Origin of the sequence: Kerstersia gyiorum (assembly GCF_004216755.1) — a bacterium.
In the GTDB taxonomy this organism is placed as follows: domain Bacteria; phylum Pseudomonadota; class Gammaproteobacteria; order Burkholderiales; family Burkholderiaceae_B; genus Kerstersia; species Kerstersia gyiorum.
Map to the genome: position 1 here is coordinate 580,441 of NZ_SGWZ01000001.1, position 24,123 is coordinate 604,563.

Annotated in this window: 22 protein-coding genes; 8 read left to right on the plus strand and 14 right to left on the minus strand. The window is 64.0% G+C overall.

Features of this window, described 5'->3' with window-relative positions:
- Positions 1-178: 178 nt before the first annotated feature.
- The 4 genes from ssuE to EV679_RS02645 all read left to right on the plus strand — a co-directional run bounded on the left by ssuE (position 179) and on the right by EV679_RS02645 (position 3,695).
- Positions 179-766, plus strand: a complete 588-nt coding sequence (gene ssuE, locus EV679_RS02630) for an NADPH-dependent FMN reductase (protein WP_130486454.1) — start codon at positions 179-181, stop codon at positions 764-766.
- Positions 767-833: 67 nt separating this feature from the next.
- Entirely contained in the window at positions 834-1,049 is a 216-nt protein-coding gene (locus EV679_RS02635; RefSeq protein WP_068367532.1) for a TOBE domain-containing protein, read from the plus strand.
- A 351-nt stretch (positions 1,050-1,400) separates the two neighbouring features.
- Positions 1,401-2,576 (plus strand): p-hydroxyphenylacetate 3-hydroxylase oxygenase component, encoded by a 1,176-nt coding sequence (locus EV679_RS02640; RefSeq protein ID WP_068367530.1) that lies wholly within the window; start codon positions 1,401-1,403, stop codon positions 2,574-2,576.
- A gap of 159 nt (positions 2,577-2,735) precedes the next feature.
- Positions 2,736-3,695, plus strand: coding sequence for a p-hydroxyphenylacetate 3-hydroxylase reductase component (locus tag EV679_RS02645; protein ID WP_068367528.1), 960 nt, complete (start codon positions 2,736-2,738; stop codon positions 3,693-3,695).
- Here the strand turns inward: EV679_RS02645 and hpaA (EV679_RS02650) are convergent.
- The 14 genes from hpaA (EV679_RS02650) to EV679_RS02715 all read right to left on the minus strand — a co-directional run bounded on the left by hpaA (EV679_RS02650) (position 3,670) and on the right by EV679_RS02715 (position 19,393).
- A complete protein-coding gene (hpaA, locus tag EV679_RS02650; protein ID WP_068367526.1) occupies positions 3,670-4,575 on the minus strand; it encodes a 4-hydroxyphenylacetate catabolism regulatory protein HpaA in 906 nt (301 codons plus the stop codon). The two genes, EV679_RS02645 and hpaA (EV679_RS02650), sit on opposite strands and share 26 nt — an antisense overlap.
- A 76-nt stretch (positions 4,576-4,651) precedes the next feature.
- Entirely contained in the window at positions 4,652-5,077 is a 426-nt protein-coding gene (gene hpaR / locus EV679_RS02655; protein WP_068367524.1) for a homoprotocatechuate degradation operon regulator HpaR, read from the minus strand.
- Between the two features lie 334 nt (positions 5,078-5,411).
- Positions 5,412-7,010, minus strand: coding sequence for a 4-hydroxyphenylacetate 3-monooxygenase, oxygenase component (gene hpaB / locus EV679_RS02660; RefSeq protein WP_202969508.1), 1,599 nt, complete (start codon positions 7,008-7,010; stop codon positions 5,412-5,414).
- Between the two features lie 153 nt (positions 7,011-7,163).
- The gene (hpaA, locus tag EV679_RS02665; RefSeq protein WP_068367520.1) at positions 7,164-8,096 is read right to left on the minus strand and encodes a 4-hydroxyphenylacetate catabolism regulatory protein HpaA; all 933 of its coding nucleotides are present in this window, start codon (positions 8,094-8,096) and stop codon (positions 7,164-7,166) included.
- Positions 8,097-8,399: 303 nt separating this feature from the next.
- Entirely contained in the window at positions 8,400-9,884 is a 1,485-nt protein-coding gene (gene gabD, locus EV679_RS02670; protein WP_068367518.1) for an NADP-dependent succinate-semialdehyde dehydrogenase, read from the minus strand.
- A gap of 15 nt (positions 9,885-9,899) precedes the next feature.
- On the minus strand, positions 9,900-11,387 hold the full coding sequence (locus EV679_RS02675) for an aldehyde dehydrogenase family protein (protein ID WP_130486455.1): 1,488 nt from the start codon (positions 11,385-11,387) through the stop codon (positions 9,900-9,902).
- A 43-nt stretch (positions 11,388-11,430) separates the two neighbouring features.
- Positions 11,431-13,038 carry a GMC family oxidoreductase gene (locus EV679_RS02680; RefSeq protein WP_068367514.1) on the minus strand — a complete coding sequence of 536 codons (1,608 nt, stop codon included), beginning with the start codon at positions 13,036-13,038 and terminating at the stop codon, positions 11,431-11,433.
- A gap of 90 nt (positions 13,039-13,128) precedes the next feature.
- On the minus strand, positions 13,129-13,938 hold the full coding sequence (gene hpaI, locus EV679_RS02685) for a 4-hydroxy-2-oxoheptanedioate aldolase (RefSeq protein WP_068367512.1): 810 nt from the start codon (positions 13,936-13,938) through the stop codon (positions 13,129-13,131).
- Between the two features lie 10 nt (positions 13,939-13,948).
- A complete protein-coding gene (hpaH, locus tag EV679_RS02690; protein WP_068367510.1) occupies positions 13,949-14,752 on the minus strand; it encodes a 2-oxo-hept-4-ene-1,7-dioate hydratase in 804 nt (267 codons plus the stop codon).
- Positions 14,753-14,793: 41 nt separating this feature from the next.
- Complete coding sequence (locus EV679_RS02695) at positions 14,794-15,201, minus strand: 5-carboxymethyl-2-hydroxymuconate Delta-isomerase (RefSeq protein WP_068367508.1); 408 nt, start codon at positions 15,199-15,201, stop codon at positions 14,794-14,796.
- A 63-nt stretch (positions 15,202-15,264) separates the two neighbouring features.
- Positions 15,265-16,188 (minus strand): 3,4-dihydroxyphenylacetate 2,3-dioxygenase, encoded by a 924-nt coding sequence (gene hpaD / locus EV679_RS02700; RefSeq protein ID WP_068367506.1) that lies wholly within the window; start codon positions 16,186-16,188, stop codon positions 15,265-15,267.
- A gap of 110 nt (positions 16,189-16,298) precedes the next feature.
- Positions 16,299-17,759, minus strand: a complete 1,461-nt coding sequence (gene hpaE / locus EV679_RS02705; protein WP_068367852.1) for a 5-carboxymethyl-2-hydroxymuconate semialdehyde dehydrogenase — start codon at positions 17,757-17,759, stop codon at positions 16,299-16,301.
- Positions 17,760-17,934: 175 nt separating this feature from the next.
- Complete coding sequence (locus EV679_RS02710) at positions 17,935-18,711, minus strand: fumarylacetoacetate hydrolase family protein (protein ID WP_068367504.1); 777 nt, start codon at positions 18,709-18,711, stop codon at positions 17,935-17,937.
- Position 18,712: 1 nt separating this feature from the next.
- Positions 18,713-19,393, minus strand: coding sequence for a fumarylacetoacetate hydrolase family protein (locus EV679_RS02715; protein ID WP_130486456.1), 681 nt, complete (start codon positions 19,391-19,393; stop codon positions 18,713-18,715).
- 291 nt (positions 19,394-19,684) lie between these two features.
- Here EV679_RS02715 and EV679_RS02720 point away from each other — a divergent pair, with 291 nt between their 5' ends.
- From EV679_RS02720 to EV679_RS02735, 4 genes are all read left to right on the plus strand, one after another.
- A complete protein-coding gene (locus tag EV679_RS02720; protein WP_130486457.1) occupies positions 19,685-20,704 on the plus strand; it encodes a TRAP transporter substrate-binding protein in 1,020 nt (339 codons plus the stop codon).
- A 30-nt stretch (positions 20,705-20,734) separates the two neighbouring features.
- Positions 20,735-21,304 carry a TRAP transporter small permease gene (locus tag EV679_RS02725; RefSeq protein WP_068367498.1) on the plus strand — a complete coding sequence of 190 codons (570 nt, stop codon included), beginning with the start codon at positions 20,735-20,737 and terminating at the stop codon, positions 21,302-21,304.
- Positions 21,301-22,620 (plus strand): TRAP transporter large permease, encoded by a 1,320-nt coding sequence (locus EV679_RS02730; protein ID WP_068367496.1) that lies wholly within the window; start codon positions 21,301-21,303, stop codon positions 22,618-22,620. The genes EV679_RS02725 and EV679_RS02730 overlap by 4 nt, the downstream gene beginning before the upstream one ends.
- A gap of 144 nt (positions 22,621-22,764) precedes the next feature.
- The gene (locus EV679_RS02735) at positions 22,765-24,024 is read left to right on the plus strand and encodes a Bcr/CflA family multidrug efflux MFS transporter (protein WP_130486458.1); all 1,260 of its coding nucleotides are present in this window, start codon (positions 22,765-22,767) and stop codon (positions 24,022-24,024) included.
- The last annotated feature ends 99 nt before the right edge of the window (positions 24,025-24,123 follow it).

Genomic DNA, 24,123 nt, shown 5'->3' on the forward strand with positions numbered 1-24,123 from the left:
GCATGCATCGGGCAGGTCGGTGTGGACGCCACGATTGGGAATTAGGAAATAGGGAAAGCGTTGTTCTGATTTCCGCCATGCATGGGTAGCATGACTCTTTCGCCTTGCTGCCCCGGGCTGCCGCTGTCAGGCTGTCCGCGTCGTCCAGGCATCGTTGTGGAATAGGTATCACGCCGTTATGTCTATCATCGCGATAGCGGGCAGCCCGTCGGCCCGCTCACGTTCAAATGCCCTGTTGCGCTATGCCGCGCAGGCGCTTTCGCAGCAACATGGTTCAGTGGACAGCCTGGGAATCCGCGACGTCAGCGCGGAAGACCTGGTCCATGGCAACTATGCCAGTGAAGATGCCGCCAGGCTGCGCCAGCGCGTCACGCCGGCACGTGTCGTCCTGATCGCCACGCCGGTCTACAAGGCATCGTTTGCCGGCGGCCTCAAGGCCTTGCTGGACCTGCTGGACCAGACCGCGCTGGCGGGCAAGATCGTATTGCCCCTGGCGACGGGCGGCAGTGCCGCGCATCTTCTGGCGCTGGAATACAGCCTCAAGCCAGTGCTGTCTGCGCTGGGGGCGCGCCATATCCTGGCAGGTGTTTATGCCACCGAAGCCCAGGTGCAGGTTGACGAACAGGGCAACGCGCAGCTCGACGAAGACATACGGGTAAGGCTCGATGCCGCCATCGAGGCTGTCAGCCAGCTGTTGCCGGCCCGGACTGCCCCGCGTCCCTATGACCTGGGCCGCTTGGCCAGCCAGTTGCAGCTGGCCGTCTGAATCATGCCGGGCCGGTCTGCGGCCTGTCACCTTTATTTTGGTCCCTCTGCCCCGCAGGAGCGAGAACATGACAGTTTCTTCGATTAACGCACGCAATCAGTTCCGTGGCAAAGTGAAAGCCATCATCCTTGGTCCGGTGGTCTCCGAAGTCGAGATCGAAACCCCGGCGGGCATCGTGACCTCGGTCATCACGACCCGTTCGGTCGAAGACCTCGGGCTGGAAATCGGCACCGACGTCCTGGCTTTCGTGAAGGCCACCGAGGTGTCGGTCGCCAAGCTCTAGGCGTTTTGCGCCGACGTGTTCCAGCTGTCGCGCCTGGGGAAACCCGGGTCGCGCTGATTGCGGCCTCGCGCCCATCCTTTTTGCTTTATGCTGAACCCGATCCTGGGGCGCAGGCCAGGCTACCGGGCGGCAGACGAAAGAGATGAGGGTTTTCCCTTGGTTCATGGAAAAGTGCAATGATTGTCCGGAATATTGCATTTCGGATGCATCGTTAACATATTTATAATCTCCTCGTAATCTGCCAGGGATACCTGTTTTTTGGCGGCAAGTCTCCGTCATGCAAGGGTTTTCCATATTCCTGGCTTGCCTGGCTGCGCGTTTTCCGCAGCGGCCATTTATAAGGAGACAGATATGGAAAACACAATTTCCAATCCGATGCTGGAGAAGGTCAAGGCGCTGCTGCCGGAGATCGCTTCGCGTGCGGCCCAGGCTGAACAGGACCGTCAGGTGCCGGCCGAAAACATCGCGCTGCTCAAGGGCATTGGCCTGAATCGCGCCTTCCTGCCCAAGGCCTATGGCGGCCTGGAAATGTCGTTGCCGGATTTCGCGCAATGCATCGTCACCCTGGCCGGCGCATGTGCCAGCACCGCGTGGGCATTCAGCCTGCTGTGCACGCACAATCACCAGCTGGCCATGTTCCCCAAGCAGCTGCAGGATGAAATCTGGGGCGAGAACCCGGATGCCACCGCCAGTAGCAGCATCGCGCCGTTCGGCAAGATCGAAGAAGTCGAAGGCGGTGTGATGTTCAGCGGCCGCATGGGCTGGAGCAGTGGCTGTGACCACGCCGAATGGGCCATTCTGGGCTTCCACCGCCTGAACCAGGCGGGCGAAAAGGTCTACTGTTTCGCCGTGTTGCCGCGCCAGGACTATGAAATCCTGGACGACTGGTATGCCATCGGCATGCGTGGCAGTGGCTCCAAGACCCTGGTCGTGGACAAGGCCTTCGTGCCCAACCACCGTATCCAGGCAGCCAAGGACATGATGGAAGGCAAGTCTGCCGGGTTTGGCCTCTACCCGGACAGCAAGATCTACTACACGCCGTACCGTCCGTACTTCGCCAGCGGTTTTTCGGCCATTAGCCTGGGCGTGGCCGAACGCATGCTCGAAGCGTTCAAGGAAAAGACCAAGAACCGCGTGCGTGCCTATACCGGCGCTTCCGTGGGCAACTCCGTGCCGGCGTTGATGCGCCTGGCCGAGTCCACCCACCAGGTCGCCGCTGCGCGCGCGCTGCTGGAAAAGGCCTGGGAAGAGCACCGCGAGCACGGCGAAGCCAAGCGCTACCCGACCCGCGAAACGCTGACGTTCTGGCGTACCAACCAGGCCTATGCCGTGAAGATGTGCATCGAAGCCGTGGATCGCCTGTTCGCTGCCGCTGGCGGCGGCGCCTGGTTCGAAACCAACGAAATGCAACGCCTGTTCCGCGACAGCCACATGACGGGTGCGCACGCGTACACCGACTATGATGTCTGCGCCCAGATCCTGGGCCGTGAACTGATGGGCCTGGATCCCGATCCCAGCCTGACCTGATGTACCGTGAGCCGGCCTGCCGGCCTGCGCTGTCCGGTGGGGCGGCGCCAGGGCGGCAGGCCGGCTCACCTGGACTGCCTGCTGCTGGCGGGCAGTCGTTTTCCATCATGAGGGCGCAGCGCGACAGGCGCCGCATGCCATGGATGGCAAGGAGACGATATGACACAAGCCTCTCAGACGGGTACTTCGATTGACCCGCGAGTCCTGCGCCGCGCGCTGGGCAACTTCGCAACCGGCGTGACGATCGTGACGGCCAGCTCGCCCAGCGGCGAGCGCACCGGCGTGACCGCCAACAGCTTCAACTCGGTATCGCTGGACCCGCCGCTGGTGCTGTGGAGCCTGGACAAGCGTGCCGGCAGTTGCGCCGTATTCGAGCAGGCCAGCCATTTCGCCGTCAACATCCTGGCATCGGACCAGATTCCGCTGTCCAATCAGTTTGCCCGCCCCAGCGCCGATAAGTTTGCCGGGGTGGCTGTGCGTGAAGGCCACGGCGGCAGCTTGCTGCTCGATGGTTGCGCCGCCAGCTTCCAGTGCGAAAAGCACCAGGTGATCGACGCCGGGGACCACTGGATTCTGATCGGCCGCGTGCTGGAATTCGAAGATGGCGGCCAGGCACCGCTGCTGTATCACCAGGGTGCGTATTCCATGGTCTTGCCGCATCCGCATGGTGCGCGCGGCGAGAATGCGGCTCCCCAGCTGCCCAGTGGCTACCAGTCGCGTCTGCGCGACAATTTCTACTACCTGATGACGCAGGCCGTGCGCCGCTACCAGGAAGACTACCAGCCCGAGCAGCTCAAGACTGGCTGGCGTGCCGGGGAAGCGCGCCTGCTGATGGTGCTGGACCCGGTGCAGCCGTTGAGCCTGGGCGCGTTGGTGCGCGAGGCGGACATGCCGATGCGCGAGATCGACGGCGCGCTGGCCTTGTTGCGCGAACGCGGCCTGGTACAGGACAGCGCCGATGGCGTGCTGCTGTCCGACGCTGGCGCGGCGGAGGCCAAGGCGGTCTGGGAAGTGGCCCAGGCGCAGCAGGAGCGTGTATTTGGTAATTTCAGCCCGGCGCAGTTGCATGCCTTCCGCACCGTGCTGTCCGCTGTCATCGACTCGCAGCCTCGTTCCTGAACGCTCCTGGCGGCTGGCCCGCCAGGCGATGGAAAAAGCGGCTGAAATAGGCGGGGTCCTTGAAGCCCAGCAAATGGGCGATCTCCGCGACAGGATGGCTGGTGAAAATCAGCAGCCGCTTTGATTCCTGCAATAGCCGTTCATTGACCAATTGCTTCGATGAGCAGCCGGCGACGCGCCGGCATGTCTCATTCAGGCGTAGGTCGCTGACATTGAGCAGTTCGCAGTAGCGTGCGATGGGCCAATGTTGCAGGAAGTGCTCCTCCAGCAGGGTATTGAAGGCGCGAAACAGTGCCAGATCATCCTTGCGTGCCGGTGGCGCGGGCATGGACGCCGGCGCCAGCCGCAACAGGCTGATGAACGTCAGCTGCGCCAGCAGGCGCAAGGCCTGCGCGCGGGCAGGACGGCGTGACTGGAACTCGGCGCGCAGGCGTTCGAACAGCTGGGTCAGGCCGTGGATTTCCTCGCGGTGGCTGCCGTCCAGCGCTTCAATGGACAGGCAGATGGGCGCGATGGCCTGCCCATGCACCAGCCCTGGTTCCGCATTCAACAGATCGGTGATGATGGGCTGGCGAACGGTCAGCACATGGCCGCTGGCGTTGTCTTCGGTCACGAAGGCGTGGGCGAAGGCTGGCGGCGTCAGGAAGATCATCGGCCCGTCCAGGCGGTACAGGCTTTCGTCCATATGGACACGCACGGCTCCGCTGGCAACGTAATGCACCTGGAAGTAGCGATCGTGCCTGTGCACCGACATGCTGCGGCCCAGCCGGTTGGCCAGGGTGTCCAGCTCGGCGTAGTGGACATCGGCATCGGCATGCTCGGCGCCGGCCAGATGGCCGATGCCGAGATTGGGAATGGGTTGTCCGGTCGGAATGTTCATGGTGGCACAGGAAACCACCGCGCGGCTGGCAGGGTTGGCCTGCGCAGGTGCCGGCGTGGCGGCATGGTGGCCCGCCTCAGGGTTTGACTTGCTTGAGTTCGTCGAGCAGGGCCAGCAATTGGTCCAGCTTGTCCTTGCCGAACTGCTGCTGCAGGCGGTTGTGGTTCTGTTCGACCTCGGCGGTCATGCGCTGGTAGATATTGCTGCCGTTTTCCGTGATGCTGACGTAGATGCGGCGCTGGTCGTGCTCGGCCTTGCGCTTGCTCACCAGGCCATCGCGCTCCATGCGGTTCAGGATGCCGGTCATGCTGGGCTTCAGGATACAGACCAGGTCAGCCAGTTGGTGGCTTTCCATGTCGCCATGCTGCTCTAGCGTGCGCAGGATGCGCCATTGCTGCTCGGTAAGATTGTTGCGGTTGAGCGACGGACGGAAAAACTGCATGGACGCTTCGCGGGCCTGCAGCAGGGAGAGGGTAAGAAAAGGACGGGTGATGATGGACATGGGTTGATCAGCGGAAGGGGAGCCCCTGCCGGAAGCAGGCGGATATGACCAGCCCGGCGCATTGGCCGGGCTGGCGCTGACCCGCAGCGGGGACAGTCTCCTGGGCATTGTTATGCCGTCTGGCCACAAGGTTTCCGCATGAAGCGTTGATGCCGGCCAGGGACGGTGGTTAATGCCTGATTATGACGGATTTTGCGCTGCCGTAGGGAAGTGTTCCGGCAGGTTGGCCACCCTATTTTCAGGGGGCCGCGACAGGCCTGGCCAGTAACGCCCCGGGCTGCTGCCGGAGCGTTGTTGCGGCTCTGCCGTGGTGCCAGGATTCGCTTGCCCGCGCTCAGGCCTGGCGGGGCTGGCGGATGCGGTCCAGGGCGTTGATGTCATTCGAGTTGTGCAGATGGGGCACGGTCCAGCCGTGCTGGTCGTATTCGGACAGGCACTGGTCCACCAAGCCCGTCATCTGCGCCAGTTTGCCGGAGGTTTTGGCATAGCCCAACGTCTGCAGGCGAATGTCGTCCTGGTTGCCGGCGTAGTTGATTTCATACAACTCGTGACGGCCGCCGAATTCACTGCCGATGGCATCCCACATCAGCTTGAGTATCTTGATGCGTTGCACGTGGTCCATGCCGCCCGAGCCTCGGCAGTAGACCGACAGGTATTTGTCCAGTTCCGGGTTGGCGAGATCGCGCGCGCCCGATGGCAGGTAGATGAGGCCGCTGGCCACGGTCTGTTCGATGATCTTCTTGATGGCGGGGTAGGCGGTGGGCGCCATGACGCGGTAGGTCTGCATGGCCTGGTTGCTGGGCAGCAGCGCTGGCGTGCTCCAGCTATCCTGGCGCTCGGCTGCGCCGTACATGGCGTCGGTCAGCGACCAGAACAGGTTGCGCCAGGCAACGACTTCGCCGACCTGGGCGGCGACGCCGCGGAACTCCAGCGTGCCGGTGCATTCCAGCGCCTTGACCAGCAGGCCGCTGATGAAGTCCAGTTTTACCGCCAGGCGGGTGCAGCCCTGCATGGGATAGATGCGGCCGAAGCCGCCCTGACTGGCGAAGTTGCGGCAGCGTTCGTAGTCGCGGTGTACCAGCACGTCTTCCCAGGGCACGAATACCTTGTCGAGGACCAGGATGGCGTCGTTTTCATCGAAACGGCTCGACAGCGGGTACTCGAAGGCGCCGCCGGTCAGGCCGGCCTGCAGCTCATAGGACGGCCGGCAGATCAGCTTGACGCCCCGGGCATTCATGGGCGCCAGGAACATGACGGCGAAATCGGTGTTGTCGCCCATGACCTGCGCCGAGCCGAAGCCGATGAAGTTGTAGTGGGTGAGCGCCGAATTGGTGGCCACCACTTTGGCACCGCTGACCACGATGCCCTTGTCGTTTTCTTCGACGATGCGCATGAACACGTCGCTGACCTGGTCGCTGGGCAGGTTGCGGTCTATGGGTGGGTTGACGATGGCATGGTTGAGGTACAGCACCGATTCCTGGATGCGGCGGTACCAGTGGCGCGCGTTGTCGGCGAAGCGACCGTAGAACTCCGGGTTGGCGCCCAGCGCCTGGCCGAAGGCGGCCTTGTAGTCCGGCGTGCGGCCCATCCAGCCATAGGACAGGCGCGACCAGGCGGCGATGGCATCGCGTTGTTCGCGCAGCTCGTCCTGCGTCCTGGGAATGGTGAAGAACTTGTGGGTATAGCCGCCGCTGCCCGTGTCGGTGTTCCAGCACAGCTCATCCCGAGTGGCTGGGTCGTGCAGCGCGTCATACAGGTGCGCGACCGAGGCGGCGGCATTGCGAAACGCCGGGTGGGTGGTCACATCTTCGACGCGGTCGCCGTAGATATAGATTTCACGGCCATCGCGCAGGCTGGCCAGGTATTCCGCACCGGTCAGGGGGCGGTGGGTGTCGCTGCGGTAGCGTTCAGGGTACATGCGTGCTGTCTCCATTCCTGGATTCTGGTGTCATGGGCATGCCAGGGCGTGGGCCTATGGCTGGGCCGGGAAAGAACCCTGCGGGCCGCCGGTTCGTTACCGGACGGTGCGTGCGTGGAACCCACATGGTAGGAACACAAAGACAGAAGTGGAATGCAGCTTTCGCCGTTAAGCTTGGACTTTTCGCAAGGCGCCGGGCGTGGCGCCCAACTGGCGGAAACGGACTGGCGGCATGCCGGTGCGCAGGCTGAAAAAGCGCGAAAAATACGCAGGGTCCTGGAACCCCAGCGCAAAGCATATCTGGCTGACGGACTGATTGCTGTGCAGCAGCAGGCGCTTGGCTTCCTGCAGCTGGCGTTCAGCGATGATCTGTTTGGAAGACATATCCGCCAGGCGGCGGCAGATCAGGTTCAGGCGTGCCGTCGTCAGCCCCAGCGTATCGGCGTAGCGTTGCAAGGGCCAGTTGTCGACGCAGTGCGCCACGAGCAACTGATTGAAGCGATGGAATAGCTGTAGCTCGGTTGGCGCAACCGGGCGCCGTGCCGGGGCGGCTGTTCCCAGGCGCAGCAGGGACGCGATGATCAGGCGCAATAGCGCCATCAGGTTGCCGTCACGTCCCGGGTGGCTGGCATGGAATTCGGCCTGGGCCTGGTGGAACAGGCGCTGCAGCGTATGGCCGGCGTCCTGTTCGTGCTTCTGGTGCGGCGCCAGCGCCACGCACAGCGGCTGGCCCAGCGCCACGCTGAATTCGGCTTCGTCGTGGAACAGGCTCCAGACGCGTTGCTGCCGGATGGTCAGAGTGATGCCTTCGCTGTCGGCATCCGTGACAAAGGCATGGGGGACGCCCGGCGGGGTGAAAAAGCACACGGGTCCCGGCAGCCGGTATTGCTGGTCGTCGAGGTACAGGTGTACCTGACCATTGAAAATGCAATGGATCTGGAAGAATCGGTCGTGTCGGTGAACCGGCACGCTGCGGCCGAAAAATGAACTCAGCCGGCCATGTTCGTCGCAGTGGAAATCTGCGTCGGCATAGCGCTGGTCATGAACGGGGCCCAGGTCCAGAAAGGGAATGGGCGCGGTTTTCCAGGTCGTGCTCGTCAACGATTGGCTTACCTATATCAATATCCGGGCGGGGGCCACGCAAAGGGGGGCGGACATGCATCGCGGCAGCAGCGGCAATGCACGGGCTGGCGCGATGGTAGCAAGGCCATGGCCTGATTGCTGCTTTTTACTGGTTGTGCGCAGGGTATTTGCCCTGGCCGTGGCGGTCTGCCTGAGGCAGGGAACGCTGCCCGGAGTATCCGGGCAGCGTTTCAGCACGCGGGCGCCATGCAGGCGCAAGGCCGGCGGGCGTGGCCATGCCAGTCTTGCGCTGCGGCGCGGGGGGGCGCCGGGGGCAGGGCGTCAGGCGCCGATGCCGCCCATGCAGACGTACTTCAGTTCGAGGTAGTCTTCGATGCCGTACTTCGAGCCTTCACGGCCCATGCCCGATTCCTTGATGCCGCCGAAAGGCGCGATCTCGGTGGAGATGATGCCTTCGTTGACGCCTACCATGCCATATTCCAGTGCTTCGCTGACGCGCCAGGCGCGGCCCAGGTCGCGGGTAAACAGGTAGGAGGCCAGGCCGAACTCGGTGTCGTTGGCCATGCGGATGGCGTCGGCTTCGGTGCTGAAACGGAAGATGGGAGCCAGCGGGCCGAAAGTTTCGTCGCGCGCCACCAGCATTTCAGGCGTGACATCGCCCAGCACAGTCGGTTCGAAGAAGGTGCCGCCCAGCGCATGCGGTTTGCCGCCAGCCAGGACGCGAGCGCCCTTGCCGATGGCATCGGCAATGTGTTCTTCGACCTTGGCCACGGCCTTGGCGTTGATCAGCGGACCTTGCTCTGCACCGGGCTCCTGGGCCGGAGCCACCTTGAGTGCATTGACGGCCTCGGCCAGCTTGGCGGCGAAGGTGTCATAGATACCGTCTTGTACCAGCACGCGGTTGGTGCAGACGCAGGTCTGGCCGCTATTGCGGAATTTCGAGGCCAGCACGCCCTGGATGGCGGCGTCCAGGTCGGCGTCGTCAAATACGATGAACGGCGCATTGCCGCCCAGTTCCATGCTGACCTTCTTCATGGTGTCTGCGCTTTGCGCCATCAGCAGCTTGCCGATGCCGGTGGAACCGGTGAAGGACAGCTTGCGCACGACCGGGCTGCGCGTCAGCGCGCCGCCGATGGCGCGGGCGTCGCCGGTGACGACGTTGACCACGCCGGCGGGGATGCCGGCGCGCTCGGCCAGTTCAGCCAGCGCCAGCGCGGACAGCGGGGTTTCCGAAGCCGGCTTGATCACGACCGTGCAGCCTGCCGCCAGGGCCGGGCCGGCCTTGCGGGTAATCATCGCATTGGGGAAGTTCCACGGCGTGATGGCCGCGACCACACCGATGGGCTGCTTGACGACCAGCAGGCGGCGACCGGAGCGGTCTTGCGGGATGATGTCGCCGTAAATGCGCTTGGCTTCCTCGGCAAACCATTCGATGAAGCTGGCACCGTAGGCAATTTCGCCACGGCTTTCTGCCAGCGGCTTGCCTTGTTCCAGGCTCAGCAGGCGGGCCAGGTCTTCCTGGTTTTCCATCATCAGCTCGAACCAGCGGCGCAGCAACGCGGAGCGCTGCTTGGCCGTCATTGCGCGCCAGGCCGGCAGGGCCTGCTCGGCGGCCTGGATGGCGCGGTCGGTCTCGGCCTCGCCCAGCGATGGAACGCTGGCGATCTGGCTGAGGTCAGCGGGGTTGGTGACCGGGAAAGTCTTGCCGCTGTCGGCGTTGACCCATTGGCCGTTGATATAGGCTTGCGTACGCAGCAGGCTGGCGTCGTTCAGGGCAAGCGAAGCGGGGGTGTGTTGGGTGCTCATTGTCAGATCCTGATCTCAGTGCCGGATGATGACGGACTTCAGTTCCGTGTAGTCGTCGATGAAGGCCGAACCGAATTCTCGGCCCAGGCCGGACTGCTTGGCGCCGCCGAAAGGCACGGCGGGGTCCAGCAGCGTATGCATGTTGACCCAGACAGTGCCGGCCTGGATGCGCGGCACGTAGTTCAGGGCCTTGCCCAGGTCGTTGGTCCAGAGGCTGGCCGACAGGCCATAGGGCGTATCGTTGAAGAGGTTCAGCAGTTCTTCTTCGTCGTCATAGGCGAGGAAAGTGGCCACGGGGCCGAAGGTTTCCTCGTTGAGCAGCGCAGCCTTGGCATCCTTGGCCACCAGTACGGTGGGCTCGACGAAGTAGCCGGGGCCGTCCACCGGTTTGGCGCCGTGCACGATAGTGCAGCCTTCGGCGCGGGCCTGGGAGAACAGTGACAGCAGCTTGTCGAAGTGAGGTTTGTTGGACAGCGGACCGAATTGCGAGGCGTCGTCCAGCGGGTCGCCGATGCGCAGCGTGCTCAGGGTGGCGGAAAGTTTTTCCAGGATTTCGTCCTGGCGCGAACGGTGCACGAAGAAACGCTCGCCAGCGGCGCAGATCTGGCCCTGGTGCAGAAAGCCTGCTTCCATGATGCCGGCCACGGCCTTGTCGGCATCGACATCCTTGAGGAAACCGACGGAATTCTTGCCGCCCAGCTCCAGCGTGAAGCGCGTCAGCTTGGCCCCCAGCGCGGTGCGGCCCACGGCGATGCCGGTAGGCACGGAGCCGGTAAAGCTGACCTTCGCGGTGCCGTCATGTTCGATGAGCTGGCGGCCGACATCGCCACCGCCGTTGAGCACGTTCAGCACGCCATCCGGCAGGCCGGCTTCGCGAGCCAGTTCGGCCACGCGCAGCAGCGTGAGCGGGGTGAATTCGCTGGGCTTGATAATGCTGGTGCAACCCGTTGCCAGGGCCGAGCCGAACTTCCAGACGGCGATCATGATGGAGAAGTTCCATGGCACGATGCCGGCCACGACGCCCAGGGGCTCGCGGCGCGTGAAAGCGGTGTAGCGCTCGCCATTGAAGGACGGCAGCGACGGGTTGATGGTTTCGCCCGTGATGCGTGTGGCGGCGCCGGCATAGTGGCGCAGGAAGGCGGCCGCCTGGCCGACTTCGAAGGCGCGCGAAATATTGATCAGCTTGCCCGATTGCAGGGTTTCCAGCTGCGCCAGTTCTTCAGTGTGTTCCAGCAGCTTGTCGGCGATGCGCAGCAGCAGTTCACCGCGTTGCGCCGGCGTGGTGTTGGCCCAGGCGCCGCTGAAGGCGCGCTGCGACGATGCGACGGCGGCGTCGATATCCGCCTGTGTGGCGCTGGCGATGCTGGCAACGGTCTGGCCGGTAGCCGGATTGACGATGGCGATACGGGCGCCGCTGCTGGCGACGGCCTGGCCGTCGATGAAATGGCCGTGCTGGCGGGCCAGGAAGGCTTCGACTTCGGGGAGCAGAGTGACTTGGCTCATTTGATATGACTCCGTGTGTTCGGCTTGCCGTGTGCCGTGGTGATCAGAGTGAACGGCCCAGGATCAGGTCGGCGGCTTTTTCCGCGACGGCGATGACCGGCGCGTTGGTGTTGCCGCTGGGGATGTCCGGGAAGATGGAGGAATCGGCGACGCGCAGGCCGTCGATGCCATGCACCCGCAGTTCCGTGTCGACCACGGCGCTGCGGGCATCCGGGCCCATGCGGCAGGTACCGATGGGATGGTAAGTGGTTTTGACGCCGCCCCTGACGAACTGTTCCAGCGCTGCAGGGTCGCTCAGCCAGTCAGGGTTGGGCGAGAAGATATCGCGCAGCAGGGGTTGCATGGTCTGGGTACCCAGGAACTGCAGCCCCAGGCGCACGGCGCGGATCTGGGCCGGCAGGTCGTCCGGGTGCGACAGGAAGTTGGCCTTGATGCGCGGCAATGCCGCCGGGTCGGCGCTGGAAAGCAGGACTTCCCCTTCGGAGCGCGGGCGCAGGTGGCCGACTTTCAGGGTCAGGCCATGGGTGCGGCCCTTGCCGACGCCGTCCGGGTCATCCCAGGTATCCAGAATGGGCAGGAAATGGATCTGCACATCGGGCCGTCCTTCGCCGTGGGTATCGACGAAGGCGCCGCCTTCCAGCACGTTGGAACTGACCGGGCCGGAGCGGAAGGCCAGCCATTCAATGCCGTTGCGGATGGCGTTCAAGCCGCTATCCTGACCATACAGGCTGACGGGTTCGCGGGTTTCGGCGTTGACCGACAGGTGCAGGTGGTCCTTGAAGTGCTGCCCCACCGGCAGGTCCTGCACGGGCGTGATGCCATGCTCCTTGAGGTGTGCCTCCGGGCCGATGCCGGAGAGCATCAGCAGCTTGGGCGAACCGATGGCGCCCGCGCAGACAATCACTTCGCGGCGCGCCTTGACCGTTACCGGGCTACCGTTGCCGCGCCGGTAGGTGACGCCTTCGGCGCGTTTGTTCTGGATATTGATTTTTTCCACCATGGCATCAAGGATCAGTTCGAACTGGCCTTTGCCCTGGATGGATTTCAGGTAGGTGCGCGAGGTGCTGGCGCGTTCGCCGCGCAGGGTGGTGGTCTGGTAATAGCCGACGCCCTGCTGCGATTTGCCATTGAAATCGTTGACGTAATCGAGCCCCAGTTCCTGGCCGGCGCGGATGAATGCCATGGACAGCGGATGCCGGTAGCGGTTTTCGCTTACCGGCAACAGGCCGTCATTGCCATGGTATTCGCCAGTCAGGCTTTCATGCGCTTCGGCGCGCTTGAAATAAGGCAGCAGGTCGTCGAAGCCCCAGCCAGTGCATTGATGCTGCTGCGCCCAGGCGTCGTAATCTTCTCGATGGCCGCGCATGTAGATCATGCCGTTGACCGAACTGCTGCCGCCCAGTACCTTGCCTTGCGCCACGATCATCGGGCGGTTCAGGGTTTCCGGGGCCGGGTCGGTCATGTAGGGCCAGGTTTTCTTGGCGATGATCTTGGCGACGCCCGCGGGCATGCGGATCATCAGGTTGTCGTCGCTGCCGCCCGCCTCCAGCAGCAGCACGCTGCCGCCACCGCGGCGGATGATCTGGGCGGCGATAACGGCGCCGGCGGAACCGGCACCGATAATGACGTAATCGAATTCCTGGCTGGACATGAATGTCTCCTGGGTTTCTCTTGCCGTCTTGTGGCGGCATCAAAGGTTAGCGCTGGGGGCAGCGGCCGAGAAGGCCGCTGCGTGGTGCCATCAGTAGCCTGGGCCTGCGGGTTGTGCCGGTGCGGCGGTTTGGCCATTGCCCTGGAAACGGGCGGCCAGTTGGCCCAGCGCATTGGCGAGCAGGCTGGTATCCACGCCGACCGCAACGAAGGAGCAGCCCAGTTCCAGATAGCGCCGTGCCAGCGCCTCGTTGGCGGACAGAATGCCGGCAGCCTTGCCTGCCTTGACGATGCGGGCGATGCCATCTTCGATGGCGGCCTGCACATCCGGGTGGCCGGGGTTGCCGCGATGGCCCATGGATGCCGACAGATCGGCGGGGCCGATGAAAACGCCATCGACGCCTTCGACGGCAGCGATTTCGTCGAGGTTTTGCAGTGCGGTCGGGGTTTCCACCTGCAGCAGCAGGCAGATTTCTTCATCGGCGCGGTTCAGGTAGTCCGGCACGGTGTTCCAGCGCGATGCGCGGGCCAGGGCAGCGCCGACGCCGCGAATGCCGTGCGGCGGGTAGCGCGTGGCACGCACCAGCTGGCGCGCCTGTTCGGCGTTTTCCACCATGGGTACCAGCAGGGTCTGCGTGCCGATGTCGAGCAGTTGCTTGATCAGTACGGCGTCGCCAGTGGCAGGACGCACGATGGGATGGCTGTGATAAGGCGCGACAGCCTGCAACTGCGCCAGCACGGCGCGCAGGTCGTTGGGGGCATGCTCGCCGTCGAGCAGCAGCCAGTCGAAGCCGGCGGTGGCGGCGATTTCCGCGCCATAGCCTTCTGCCAGCCCGACCCACAGGCCGATCTGCGGGCGGGTCTTGAGGTTCTTCTTGAAAGTATTGATGGGGAGATCCATGCTGCGTACCTCAGACGAAACGGAAGGCGATGGAGCCCAGCAGGTCGTAGTCGACATGGAAGGTATCGCCCGCGCTGCCCGAAACCGGGCGGGTGAAGGAGCCGCCCAGGATGGTCTGGCCCGCTTCCAGCGTAACACCATACGGCGCCAGTTTATTGGCCAGCCAGGCCACGCCTTTGGCAGGGTGGTTGAGCACGGCGGCGGAGACGCCGGATTCCTCGATCACGCCATTGCGGTAGAGGATGGCTGGTACGCGGCGCAGGTCGATATCGTTGGGGCGCACGGGGCGGCCGCCCATCACGATGCCGGCGTTGGCGGCATTGTCGGAAATGGTGTCGAAGACCTTGCGGGTCACCTTGGTTTCCGGGTCGATCTGGTGGATACGCGCGTCGATGATTTCCAGCGCGGGCACCACGTATTCAGTCGCGTCCAGTACGTCGAAAATGGTGCAGCCGGGGCCGCGCAGCGGCTTGCCGAGGATGAAGGCCAGTTCGACTTCCACACGCGGCACGATGAAGCGGCTGATGGGAATGTCGGAACCTTCCTCGAACACCATGTCGTCGAGCAGCGCGCCGTAATCCGGCTCGGTGATGTTGGACGACACCTGCATGGCACGCGAGGTCAGGCCGATTTTGTGGCCGACCAGGCGGCGCCCGTCGGCGATCTTCTTGGCCACCCAGGCGCGCTGGATGGCGTAGGCGTCTTCAATGGTGATGCCGGGATATTCCAGCGAGAACTGGCGGATTTGCTTGCCGCTGCGCTCGGCCTCGTCGAGGCGGGCGGCGGCTTGTTCGATGATGTCGGAAGAGAGCATGGAATGGAAGCGGTAAAAGGGCTAGGCGCGCGGGTCTGGTATCAGCCCTTGGCGAACAGGGGGTGCAGGCTGCTGTGCTTGGCGTCGTAGACCTGGCCGGTGCCTTCGTCTATCTGCAGCGTGACGCCGACGGGGCGTTGCGCCAGGACGCTGTCGAAATGGCGGCGCAATATGGCCAGCAGGGCGTCGCCGACCTGCTTGTGGACCAGGCTGCTGCGGCCGGAACCCATGCGCAGGTTGGCATAGCAGAAGCCGTAGTCACCCTTGCCGTCGGCCACTGCCGAATAGGCAGCCGGGTAGGCCAGCACGCGTGTGCCGCCCTTGGGGAAAACCGCCTTGCCCTGTTCGTCGCGCTGTTCCAGCATGGTGTCGGCCAGGTCGCGGCAGACGGCACCGATATCGGCGTCGCGTTCCAGGTCAGGGGTGAAAAGCAGTACGAGGTGAGGCATGGCGAAATCCGCGCAGAGAGATAAAGGAAGCCGGGAAGCCTGTAGGCTTCCCGGTGCGTGGCATCAGAGGCGGGCGGAGGCCGGCACGTAGGCCTGCTGGTTGGCCTGGGCTTCCGGGATCGAGGCCCCGGTCTGCGGCGTCACGGGGAAAATGGCGTTGATCTGGCCGGTGCCCGAGGACGGGAAGTACGGCGTGACCACTTCGGCATGGCCGTCATACTCGGACCAGCCCAGCGCGCCCAGCAGCATGGCGGTGTCGTGCATGAAGCCTTCGCCATGGCCCTTGGAGGCGTACTCGGGCAGCATGGCGCAGAAGTCCTGCCATTGGCCGCGTTCCCACATGCGGACGACTTCCTCGTCCAGCGTGCCCAGGAAGGGGCTCCAGATCTTGTCCGAGAAATCGGGCGCCAGGCCGTTCTGGGCGAAGCGGTGCGAGAGTGAACCGCTGGCGAAGAAGGCGACGGTGCCGTCATAGTGGTCTTCCACGGCCTTGCGGAAGGCCCAGCCCAGGCGTGCGCTGTCGTTCAGGAAGTGCACGGTACACAGCGCGGACACGGAGATCACCTTGAAGTGCTGGTCCGCGTTCATGTAGCGCATCGGCACCAGCGTGCCGTATTCCGGGCCCAGCGTGGTCTTGTCGTGCGCCAGGGTTTCAATGCCGTACTCGCGGCCGACCTTCGCCAGAATCTGGCCCAGCTCCGGGTTGCCGGGAAACTCGTACTGCATGTTGCTGATGAAGTGCGGCAGTTCGTTGCTGGTGTAGTTGCCCTTGAAGTGGGGCGCGCAGTTGATGTGATAGCCGGCGTTGACCAGCCAGTGCGTATCGAACACCACGATGGTATCCACGCCCAGCTCGCGGCAGCGGCGGCCGATTTCAATGTGGCCGTCGATGGCGGACTGGCGGAAACCCTTGCGGGGGCCGTCCAGCTCGCTCAGATACATGGACGGAACGTGGGTGATTTTTGCAGCCAGTGCGAGTTTGCCCATAACTGTCTCCTTCCTTGCCGGACGGCAAGGCCTGCCCTGTCATCTGTCGGTTCGGCCCGGCCCCGGCAGGGCACAGGGCGGGCCGTTTTCAGCGCTGTGGATACAGCGTATCAGACTCCCCAGCGGGGAATGTGATGGCTGCCCATGGAAATGCACACGTTCTTGATCTCGGTAAAGACTTCGAAGCTATAGTCGCCGCCTTCGCGTCCCGTGCCGGATGCCTTGACTCCGCCGAAGGGCTGGCGCAGGTCGCGTACGTTCTGGCTGTTGATGAAGACCATGCCGGCTTCGATGCCGCGCGCCAGGCGGTGCGCCTTGCCGATATCCTGGGTCCAGATATAGGACGCCAGGCCGTATTCCACGTCGTTGGCCAGGCGCAGGGCCTCGGCTTCGTCCTTGAACTTCATCAGGCAGACCACCGGCCCGAAGATTTCTTCCTGGGCGATGCGCATGCGGTTGTCCACGTCGGCGAATACCGTCGGCTGAATGAACTGGCCGTTCTTCAGGTGCTCGGGCAGGTTGGCCGGGCGCTCCAGGCCGCCGGCCAGCAGGTTGGCGCCTTCTTCGATACCGATGCGGATGTAGCCCGTGACCTTGTCGTAGTGCTGCTTGGTGATCATCGAGCCGACCTGGGTTTTGGGGTCCTGCGGATCGCCGACCAGCAGGCGCTTGGCGCGCGCGGCGAATTCGGCCACGAACTCGTCGTAGACCGATTCCTGAATGAAGATGCGGCTGCCGGCGGTGCAGCGCTCGCCATTGAGCGAGAAAATGGTGAACAGGGCGGCATCCAGCGCGCGGTTCAGGTCGGCGTCGGCGAACACCAGCACCGGCGACTTGCCGCCCAGTTCCATCGAATACTTCTTCAGGCCGGCGTTGCTCATGATGCGGCGGCCGGTGGCCGTGCCGCCGGTAAAGGAGATGGCACGCACGTCGGGGTGCTGCACCAGCGGTTCGCCCGCCTGGGCGCCATAGCCCTGGATGACGTTGAACACGCCCGGAGGAATGCCGGCTTCATGTGCCAGGCGGCCCAGTTCATTGGCGGTCAGCGGCGACAGTTCGCTCATCTTCAGGACAGCGGTGTTGCCCAGCGCCAGACACGGTGCGGTCTTCCAGGTGGCCGTCATGAAGGGCACGTTCCAGGGCGACACCAGCGCGCACACGCCCACCGGCTGGTGCAGCGTGTAGTTCAGCATCTGGTCGTCGACCGGATAGGTATGGCCGTTCACGCGGGTGCACACTTCGGCGAAGAAGTTGAAGTTGTGCGAAGCGCGCGGGATCAGTACGTTGCGGGTCTGGTGGATGGGCAGGCCGGTGTCCAGCGTTTCCAGTTCCGCGATGCGGCCGACGTTTTCGTCGATCAGGTCGCCCAGGCGGCGCATCAGGCGGGCGCGTTCCTTGGCAGGCGTGGCAGCCCAGCCCGGGAAGGCGGCCTTGGCGGCGGCCACGGCGGCATTGACTTCCTCGGCACCGCCACTGGCGACTTCGCCGATGGCTTCGTTGGTGGCCGGGTTGTAGTTGGTGAAGGTTTCCTTGCTTTCGACCTCTTGGCCGTTGATCCAGTGCTTGATCATGCTCATGTCGATATCCTGTGGGGTGGCGGGGGCGCCAGGCTCATGCCGGCGCGCCGTTTGAAAAACGCCGGCTCGGGGCCGGGCTGTTCCAGTACTGCGAGGAGCGCGGGCGCTCCGTTCGGTGCATCGTGTTGCCTGCGGCTTGCCGGGGCTGGCCGCAGGCGGGTGCTGCGGTTCAGCGATTGTGCTTGGCGAAGAAATCGCTTTCGCTGACGATGAAGTTCACCAGGCGGCCCACGCCTTCGACTTCGGTGACGACCTCATCGCCCGGCTTCACGTCCGACAGTCCTTCCGGCGTGCCCGTGGCGATCATGTCGCCCGGCAGCAGGGTCATGAAGCTGGAGAAGTATTCGATCAGCGTCGGGATGTCGAAAATCATATCCGCCGTCGTGCCTTCCTGGCGCAGCTCGCCGTTGACCCAGGTGCGCAGCGTCAGCGCGGCCGGGTTGGGCACATCGGCGGCATCCACGATCCACGGACCCACCGGCGTGGTGGCGTCGCGGTTCTTCACGCGCAGATTGGGACGGTAGTAGTTTTCCAGGTAGTCGCGGATGGCGTAGTCGTTGCAGACGGTATAGCCCGCCAGGTATTCCAGCGCGTCTTCCTTGCGCACGTTGCGCGCCGGCTTGCCGATGACGGCCACCAGTTCGCACTCATAGTGCATGTATTCGACGTTGTCGGGGCGCCAGGTCTGCTGGCGGTGGCCGGTATAGGTATTGGGTGCCTTGACGAAGGCCAGCGGCTCCGTGGGCGGCTTGAAGGCCAGCTCGCGGGCGTGGTCGGCGTAGTTCAGGCCCAGTGCGAACATGCTGCCGCTGGCGGGCGGCAGCCATTCGACGTCCTGTTCTGCCAGGCGCGTGCCGTCCTGCAGCACGGCTTCGATCTTGCCGCCGATATCCTCGACGGTGACATGGACGGGCTGGCCCTGGTGACGGATGATGGCGCGTTTCATGTCAGTGGTTCTCCTGTTCCTGCACGATGACGTTGCGCAGTTTGCCCAGGCCGTCGATCTCGACGATGACTTCGTCACCGGGTTCGACGTCCACGCGGCCTTCCGGCGTGCCGGTGATCAGCACGTCGCCTTCGTTGAGCGTCATGAATTCGCTCAGCGTTTCGATCAGTTCGGGGATGGTGCGCACCCAGTTCGCCGTCGAGTTCTGCTGGCGCAGTTCGCCGTTGACAAACACGCGCAGGCCGAGCTGGTTGACGTCAGCGATGTCGGCGGCAGGCACCAGGGCCGGGCCGATGGCGCAGAAGCCGTCGCGGCATTTCGCCTTGACTGCCGGACGGTAATAGCTGTCCTCGGGCAGGCTGAATTCATTGACGATGACGTAGCCGGCCACGTGCGACATGGCATCGGCGGCCTTGACGCGGCTGGCGCGCTTGCCGATCACCACGCCCAGCGCCGGGCCGGGCTGCAGGCGGGCGTCCGCAGGCTTGGCGACCTGGCCGCCATCCTGGTTGCGCGTATTTGGCGTCTTGATGAACAGCACGGGTTTGACCGGCGGACGCTGATAGGGCGGCTGCTGGAATTCTTCCAGGCGGCTGTCGAGCAGTCCGCGATAGTTCAGGGCGATGCCGAACAGGGTGCCACGCGTGGCGTCGCTGAGCGGGGTATGGGTCGATGATGTCATGGGTGCTCCGAGCCCGGCTTGTCCCGCAGGTTTCCCTGGCTGGTGAGAGGCTGGCAAGCCGCCGGGCATGTGCCTCATTTAATTAACATGTTAATCATTATGGAGACGGCGCGGATGCGTTGTCAACCATGCATGAAAGGGGGGCGGGTTATCCCTTAGGCGGCTAGAATCCTATTGACACCAAAACACCAAGTAATTAACTTGTTAACAAAATTGATTTTCACAATAGACCGGTCAGAGGCGCATGATGCCGTCCCGTCTGCCGGTCAAATCCTTTACGGAGACAAGGCGATGAAACTGTCCAGATTGGCAGCCATCTGCGCGATGGCGGCAGCCGCTAGCACCGCTATGGCAGCGGACAATGTGACCCTCAAAATCGCACACTTCCTGCCTGCCGCGTCGAACGCGCAGGCCAATGTGATCGAACCCTGGTGCGCCAAGCTCAAGACCGAGTCCGAAGGCCGCATCAATTGCCAGATCTATCCTTCCATGCAATTGGGCGGCACGCCGGCGCAGTTGGCCGACATGGCACGCAATGGCGTGGCCGACATCGTCTGGACGGCGCCGGCCTATTCGGCAGGCAAGTTCCCGACCCTGGAAGTTTTGGAACTGCCGTTCATGCTGCCTTATGGCGGCGTGAAGGGTAACGAGCTGATCTGGAAGTTCTACCAGGAGCACGGCACGGATGACTTCAAGGACTACAAGGTCCTGGCCATGTTCGGTGACGGCGGCATGGATATCCATTCGCGTCCCCGCGCCGTGCGTACCCTGGAAGACTTCAAGGGCCTGAAGCTGCGTGCTTCCAGCCGCACGGTGGCCCGTACCCTGGAAGCCCTGGGCGCCACGCCCGTGAGCATGCCGCCGGCGCAGATGACTGAAGCCATTTCCAAGGGCGTGGTCGATGGCGCGCTGGGTGCCTGGGAAGTCGTGCCTTCGACCAAGCTGGAAGAAGTGACGCGCTACCACAGCGCCATTGCCGAGGGCGAGCCCGCCATTGGCTACACCGTGCTGTCCATGCTGATGAACAAGCGCAAGTATGACCAGATGCCTGCCGACCTGAAGGAAATCCTCGATCGCAACAGTGGCGATGCGCTGGTGAACGACTTCGGCGTGGCCTGGGACGAAGCGACCCGCAAGGCCAAGGAACTGGTGACTGCCGAGCAGATCATCGCCATCGAGCCGGCTGACTATGAAGCCATGCGCAAGGCAACGGACGCTGTCGGCCAGGAGTGGGTGGTGGACTACAACAAGCGCGGCAAGAAGGATGGTGCCGAATTGTTCGAAGCCGCCCGTGGCCTGCTGGCCCAGTAATGGATTGCTGGACTGCATACGAGTACAGCTATGAATGAAGCACACCCAACAGGGATGGATCCGTCCACCCTGTCACTGCCCAGCCGCCTGCACAGGCTGCTGGAGCCCGTCTGCCGGGGATTTTCCCTGGCGGGCGGCCTGGTCCTGGTGGCCCTGATCATCATGTCCCTGATTTCCCTGGTGGGCCGCAAGCTGTTTGCGACCCCCATCCGGGGCGACATGGAACTGATGGAAATGGGCGCCGCCATTGCCATCGCCGCCTTCCTGCCGCTGTGTGAATTGCACGGCCGGCATATCAAGGCGGATGCCTTTACCCTTTGGGCGCCTGCCCGAGTCAACCGGCGCCTGGATATCTTCGCGCACCTGTTGATGCTGCTGGCGGCCTCGCTGCTTTTGTGGCGCACGTTCCTGCAAATGCAGGACAACATGGAATACGGCGACGTATCCACGCTGTTGTCCGTTCCCATGTGGATACCGATGATGCTTCTGCTTCCCAGCCTCCTGCTGCTGGCCCTGGCCGCGCTGGCGCGCATCCTTGACCTGCTGAAGATCGGCAGGGAAGAAACGGCGGCAGCCGCGCAACAAGGGGTGCAAGCATGAGCGGCATGACCCTTGGATTGATTGCACTTGGCTTTACGCTGGTGCTGCTGGTACTGCGTGTGCATATCGGCCTGACCATGCTGGCGGGCGGCATCCTGTGCTATTGGGCGGTTAACGACGGCGATTTTTCCGGCCTGCTGTTCACGCTCAATAACCTGGCCTATGCCCGTTTGTCGAACTACGACCTGGCGGTGATTCCGCTGTTCGTGCTGATGGGGCAGTTCGCGACCCACGGCGGCCTGTCGCGTGCCATTTTCCGGTGCGCCTCGGCCTTCGTCGGGCACCAGAAGGGCGGCATCGGCATGTCGGCGATCGGCGCTTGCGCCGGTTTTGGCGCCATCTGCGGCTCCTCGCTGGCAACGGCGGCCACCATGAGCCACGTGATCCTGCCGGAGCTGCGCCGCAATGGCTATCCCGGCCCGCTGGCTTCGGCCACGGTCGCGGTGGGCGGCACGCTGGGCATCCTGATCCCGCCTTCGGTGCCGCTGATCGTCTATGCGGTGCTGACGCAGGAATCCATTGCCAAGCTGTTCGTCGCAGCGGTGATTCCCGGCACGATCGCCATCATCGGCTACCTGATCGTGCTGCGCATCATCGTCAGCCGCCGGAACATCACCACCGAACTGACCAAGGCGCCCCTGATGGAACGCGTCAAGGCCTTCATCGGCATCCTGCCCGTGATCGGCGTGTTCCTGGTGGTCATCGTCGGTATCTACGGCGGCTGGTCCAACCCGACCGAAGCAGCAGCCATTGGCGCATCGGCCTGCGGCATTCTGGCTGTGGTGCAGGGCGGCATGCGCTGGCCCGGCCTGCGCGCCAGCATCATCGGCACGTCGGAGACGACGGCCATGATCTTCCTGGTGCTGCTGGGGGCGGACTTGCTCAACTCGGGCATGGCGCTGACGCAAATGCCGGTGGAACTGGCGACGCGCATCAGCGAGTCCGGCCTGTCGCCCATGCTGGTGATCACTGCCATCCTGCTGATCTACCTGATCCTGGGTTGCCTGATGGATTCGCTGGCCATGCTGCTGCTGACGATCCCCATCTTCTTCCCCATCGTGATGGGGCTGGATATGCCGGGACTGATGGGCGAAAACCGCGCCATCTGGTTCGGTATCCTGGCGCTGATGGTGGTGGAAATCGGCCTGATCGTACCGCCGCATGGCATGAACCTGTTCATTGTGCAGCGCGCTGCGCCTGACGTGCCGTTCATGGCCTCGGCCAAGGCGGTGGTGCCGTTCCTGATCTCGGACTTCATCCGGATCGGCCTGCTGCTGGTATTCCCGGGGCTGGCGCTCTGGCTGCTGCAGTTCTGATCAGCGCGCCGCAGGCCGCATAGGCCGGGCGCATCGCCCAGGCGGCGACATGACGGCCCGAAGAGGTGTTGCGCTTCTTCGGGCCGTTTTCCATGGGTGTTTGATGTGCGCCACGGCTGATGGCGCTTGGTTAAAGGAGAGGCCATGACGACAGGCCAAGGCATCGGTGTGGCGGGCAGCGCAGCCCCGCAGGGCAACGTGGCAGGCAGTGCTGGCCAGCCGCAGTCCGGCAGCGGGCGGCTGATGGTCATCCTGGCCGCGCTGGCGGCGTTCGGGCCGCTGTCCATTGATATGTACCTGCCGGCGCTGCCGGATATTGCCGCCGCCCTGGGTGTGGATACCGGCAGGATACAGTCGACCATAGGCGTGTTCCTGGCGGGCTTCGGCGTGGGCATGTTGTTCTACGGCCCGCTGTCGGACCGCTTCGGACGCCGCAGGCTGCTGCTGGGCGGTGTGGCGCTGTATGTCATTGCCAGCATTGGCTGCCTGCTGGCCCAGTCGGCCGGGCAGCTCATCGGCTGGCGCTTGCTGCAGGCCCTGGGTGGCGCCGGCGCATCGGTATTGGCCAGGGCGGTGGTGCGGGATGCTTTTCCGATAGGCAAGGCCGCCACCGTGCTGTCCTGGATGCACATGATCACCATGGTAGCCACGCTGGTGGCGCCGTTGCTGGGCAGCCTGCTGCTGACGGTGCTGGGCTGGCGCGCCGTGTTTGCGGCACTGGCCGTCCTGGCGGCGCTGGTGTGGCTGGCGGTGCTGCAGCGGGTGCCTGAAACCCTGCCGCCGGCAGAGCGCCGGGATTCGGTCCTGGCGGCGTTCAAATCCTATGGAGACATTCTGCGCCGTTCACGCGCACTGGCCTGCATTTTGGCCATGGGCTTCACCTTTGGCGGCATGTTCGCCTATATCACCGCATCGCCGTTCGTCTATATCGAGTATTTCGGCTTGTCCCCGCGCAGCTATGCCTGGCTCTTCAGCTTGAATATCCTGGGCGTGATGGTCATGACATACGCCAATACCCGGATGCTCAAGCGCATGCGGCCGCAGCAATTGCTGCGCCTGGGGGGCAGTATCGCCGCGCTGGCGGGCATCGCGCTGCTGGTGGCCTGCGTGCTGGGCGGGCCGGGCGGGCTGCCGTGGATCGTCGTGGCCATGCTGGCCTTCTTCAGTGTGACGGGCATGATGGGCGCCAATGCGCTGGCCTGCCTGCTGGCCTGGTATCCGCTGCAGGCCGGTGCAGCCACGGGCCTGGCTGTCGCACTGCAATTCGGCCTGGGAGCGGTATTCAATGCGCTGGTGGCCTGGATGCATGACGGCACGCCGCTGGCCATGGGCAGCGGTGTGGCATTGGCCGGGATGGTTGCGTGCGCGGCAGCCTGGTGGGCAGGAAAACCCGGATCGGCATAGAATGGGGACAAGGGCTGGCGTGATGCATGCCAGCGCTGCAAGCGGTGCAGTGCCCTGGCAAACAGGGCGCCTTTCCTGCCGTTTGCCACAGGAGGACCC

Bases quoted from the DNA above. Each gene is read 5' to 3' on its own strand.
- ssuE (WP_130486454.1), top strand. From the start codon at position 179: ATGTCTATCATCGCGATAGCGGGCAGCCCGTCGGCCCGCTCACGTTCA.
- EV679_RS02635 (WP_068367532.1), top strand. From the start codon at position 834: ATGACAGTTTCTTCGATTAACGCACGCAATCAGTTCCGTGGCAAAGTG.
- EV679_RS02640 (WP_068367530.1), top strand. From the start codon at position 1,401: ATGGAAAACACAATTTCCAATCCGATGCTGGAGAAGGTCAAGGCGCTG.
- EV679_RS02645 (WP_068367528.1), top strand. From the start codon at position 2,736: ATGACACAAGCCTCTCAGACGGGTACTTCGATTGACCCGCGAGTCCTG.
- hpaA (WP_068367526.1), bottom strand. From the start codon at position 4,575: ATGAACATTCCGACCGGACAACCCATTCCCAATCTCGGCATCGGCCAT.
- hpaR (WP_068367524.1), bottom strand. From the start codon at position 5,077: ATGTCCATCATCACCCGTCCTTTTCTTACCCTCTCCCTGCTGCAGGCC.
- hpaB (WP_202969508.1), bottom strand. From the start codon at position 7,010: ATGGAGACAGCACGCATGTACCCTGAACGCTACCGCAGCGACACCCAC.
- gabD (WP_068367518.1), bottom strand. From the start codon at position 9,884: ATGAGCACCCAACACACCCCCGCTTCGCTTGCCCTGAACGACGCCAGC.
- EV679_RS02675 (WP_130486455.1), bottom strand. From the start codon at position 11,387: ATGAGCCAAGTCACTCTGCTCCCCGAAGTCGAAGCCTTCCTGGCCCGC.
- EV679_RS02680 (WP_068367514.1), bottom strand. From the start codon at position 13,038: ATGTCCAGCCAGGAATTCGATTACGTCATTATCGGTGCCGGTTCCGCC.
- hpaI (WP_068367512.1), bottom strand. From the start codon at position 13,938: ATGGATCTCCCCATCAATACTTTCAAGAAGAACCTCAAGACCCGCCCG.
- hpaH (WP_068367510.1), bottom strand. From the start codon at position 14,752: ATGCTCTCTTCCGACATCATCGAACAAGCCGCCGCCCGCCTCGACGAG.
- EV679_RS02695 (WP_068367508.1), bottom strand. From the start codon at position 15,201: ATGCCTCACCTCGTACTGCTTTTCACCCCTGACCTGGAACGCGACGCC.
- hpaD (WP_068367506.1), bottom strand. From the start codon at position 16,188: ATGGGCAAACTCGCACTGGCTGCAAAAATCACCCACGTTCCGTCCATG.
- hpaE (WP_068367852.1), bottom strand. From the start codon at position 17,759: ATGATCAAGCACTGGATCAACGGCCAAGAGGTCGAAAGCAAGGAAACC.
- EV679_RS02710 (WP_068367504.1), bottom strand. From the start codon at position 18,711: ATGAAACGCGCCATCATCCGTCACCAGGGCCAGCCCGTCCATGTCACC.
- EV679_RS02715 (WP_130486456.1), bottom strand. From the start codon at position 19,393: ATGACATCATCGACCCATACCCCGCTCAGCGACGCCACGCGTGGCACC.
- EV679_RS02720 (WP_130486457.1), top strand. From the start codon at position 19,685: ATGAAACTGTCCAGATTGGCAGCCATCTGCGCGATGGCGGCAGCCGCT.
- EV679_RS02725 (WP_068367498.1), top strand. From the start codon at position 20,735: ATGAATGAAGCACACCCAACAGGGATGGATCCGTCCACCCTGTCACTG.
- EV679_RS02730 (WP_068367496.1), top strand. From the start codon at position 21,301: ATGAGCGGCATGACCCTTGGATTGATTGCACTTGGCTTTACGCTGGTG.
- EV679_RS02735 (WP_130486458.1), top strand. From the start codon at position 22,765: ATGACGACAGGCCAAGGCATCGGTGTGGCGGGCAGCGCAGCCCCGCAG.